Annotated in this window: 2 protein-coding genes; both read right to left on the reverse strand. The window is 46.2% G+C overall.

Going from position 1 to position 2,537, the window contains the following annotated elements; genetic code table 11:
- Nucleotides 1-108 precede the first annotated feature (108 nt).
- A complete protein-coding gene (gene wecB, locus DFR47_RS21415) occupies nt 109-549 on the reverse strand; it encodes a non-hydrolyzing UDP-N-acetylglucosamine 2-epimerase (protein ID WP_210207366.1) in 441 nt (146 codons plus the stop codon).
- A gap of 97 nt (nt 550-646) precedes the next feature.
- Entirely contained in the window at nt 647-1,861 is a 1,215-nt protein-coding gene (locus tag DFR47_RS21420) for an exopolysaccharide biosynthesis polyprenyl glycosylphosphotransferase (protein WP_245416683.1), read from the reverse strand.
- Between the last annotated feature and the right edge of the window lie 676 nt (nt 1,862-2,537).

Consider the following 2,537-nt stretch of genomic DNA (forward strand, 5'->3'; position numbering starts at 1 on the left):
CGCACAAACAATTCGTTACCATCGCCTCGAAGCATTCGACGTATGGAAAATTGCAGCCTGCCTCGTCTGAAAATTCAGAAATCCGCCCGCATTCGCGGCATCGCAAACTTAACGTGACAACACCCTATTAACCTCTTCCGGCCAAGGTGAATAAATATTGCCCGTCCGCAAACCAGCTTCCACATGCCCAACTGGGATTTGGTGATAATATGCTGCCAGAGAAGCGCTGAAAGCTGTCGTTGTATCGCCATGGACAAGCACTAAGTCCGGCTCGAAGTCTTTTACGACGGATTTCACGCCACTGAGCACGCCAGTGGTTATCTCGGTTAGCCCCTGCCCCGGCTGCATCAAATTGAGATCATAATCCGGTTCGATGCCAAACAATTTAAGAACCTGATCCAGCATTTGACGATGCTGCGCAGTGATGCAAACGCGCGATTCAATATCATCAGCAGCGTTAAGCGCCCTAACCACCGGCGCCATTTTAATGGCCTCTGGCCGAGTTCCAAAAATCGATAGAACTTTCAGCTTTTTGTTCTTTAGAAGCATTAGCAATACCCACTAATTTCTTTGTTCAAGGCATATTTCAGATCAACGACATCAAGCTTTTCAGGCGATAAGGCCTTACTATATACAGACTGGAAGCCTATCGTGCTCCAAAGCCCGTTAGCATAATCCGTATTGTTCGAAGAACAATCACTATATCGAGCCACAGCGAAAAATTTTTTATATAATAGAAGTCATAGTAAAGTTTCTCATTTACTTCATCTACTGAAGCAACATGACCTTGCTTTACCTGAGCCCATCCCGTTATACCAGGCTGAACGATATGTCTGTAACTATAAAAAGGCAGCTCTGTCTCATACCACCGGGACAAGACATCAGCCTCCGGTCGAGGGCCGATCCAGCTCATTTCTCCTCGAAGCACATTTATTACCTGCGGTAATTCATCAATACGAGACTTGCGAAGAAAACGTCCAAGCCGCGTTATACGTGGGTCTGCATCACGAGTTATTGCCTTGTCACGTGCGGAACCAGTTTGATCATTCTCAACCCGCATGGTTCTGAATTTATAAACAGTGAATACAACGCCGCGATACCCCATTCTGGTCTGCCTAAACAATGCCGGACCGGGTGTATCAAGGCGAATTGCCAAGCCAACAAGCAACAGTAATGGCAAGCCAAGGATCAGGACGAATAGTGCAATAAGACGATCAATGATCCGCTTTATGGGAAGATAGAGCTGACTAGGGGTAAGAGACCCCAATGTATTTTCAGACAAGTGTTCAATCGCAACGCGCCCGGTCAGCGACTCCACAACCTGCTTTACATGATATACTGGTATGCCAGCCAATACCGCATCAGTGATAAACCGCTCCCAATTCGGAGAGAAATCTGTTCGCAAGTCAGCAACGACACCATGAACATTTGAGAGGTTTTTGTCAGGCGTCTCAATCGGCATCCAAAGTACAGATTTGATCTTTGTTAATTCATCAGTCTGTCCGCCCGGAATTATCGCCAGATGAAATCGCTTCCGCCGCCCGTTAAAAATATGCACCCCGAAATACCAGACAGAAGAAATTGAAAAAGAGCCTACCGCCTGGAGTCGGCTATACTCAAATCGGAACAATAAAATACCAACAAAAACTATTCCGTAACTCAATAAGAATGCGGGTAGTATTGTACTAAAACCAGTCGTTCCAGGAAATGCATCCAGCCGCTTATATATAGCATAACCACCCAGATGGGCGATCGCGGCCGCAATAATAGTGACTTGGTAATTTGCCGTCTCCAACGTGTCCCATGCATAAAAAGCACGAAAGAGTATAGGCAGCCCTACTGCAGCCAGCAGCCCACCCAAAACCTGGCACCACATTTGCGAGATAAAATATCGCCCCGATCGCGACTGAATCATAATGACATATGCCTCTCGTTAAACCCTATCTCCATCCCGCCAAAAGCGTTCCGGATGCCCCACTGAGATAGGAAACGAAGCCGCCTCCATTGTAACCGAAATCACACCAGCCAATTGAAAGCCATGTGTAATTGCAGCCATAACTCTGACATGAAAAAAGCGAATGAAGATTTTTTGGAAATCATTAAGAAATATAGAACAACGCCATCCCAGCATTTTTACTATGCAAAAGACAGAATTATTACTGGTACCCCACCACCAGATAATCGCCCTTTCTGCCCTTAAAAAAGGCGTCAACGTCGTGATATATCCTTCTGTCGGTATCTTTCTTGAGCTATAATGTCAACCGCTAAATCTTCCATTGGTCATCACGGGATATTATTTATTTGGCGGCGCAAACTTAATTTATAATACCTCCCTGAGAGCAGTCGCATATCAGTTGACACCGCAACCCTTTTGGTATCCGCACCCGGCAGGGATGAATAGCGTCCGTTTCAAATACATCGACGGATTTTACAACATTCGCAGTCTGAACCGCACCGTATTTGCCGGAGACCGTTTTGTTTAAGTTATGCGGCCATAGCTGGCGCGTCCAGCATGGCATAGTATCGTTCTTCGGCCT

The sequence above is a fragment of the Pseudochrobactrum asaccharolyticum genome, from assembly GCF_003314995.1.
Taxonomy (GTDB): Bacteria; Pseudomonadota; Alphaproteobacteria; order Rhizobiales; family Rhizobiaceae; genus Pseudochrobactrum; species Pseudochrobactrum asaccharolyticum.

What these genes read in the sequence shown, in the direction of transcription:
- wecB (WP_210207366.1), bottom strand. Translation starts at nt 549, where the DNA reads ATGCTTCTAAAGAACAAAAAGCTGAAAGTTCTATCGATTTTTGGAACT.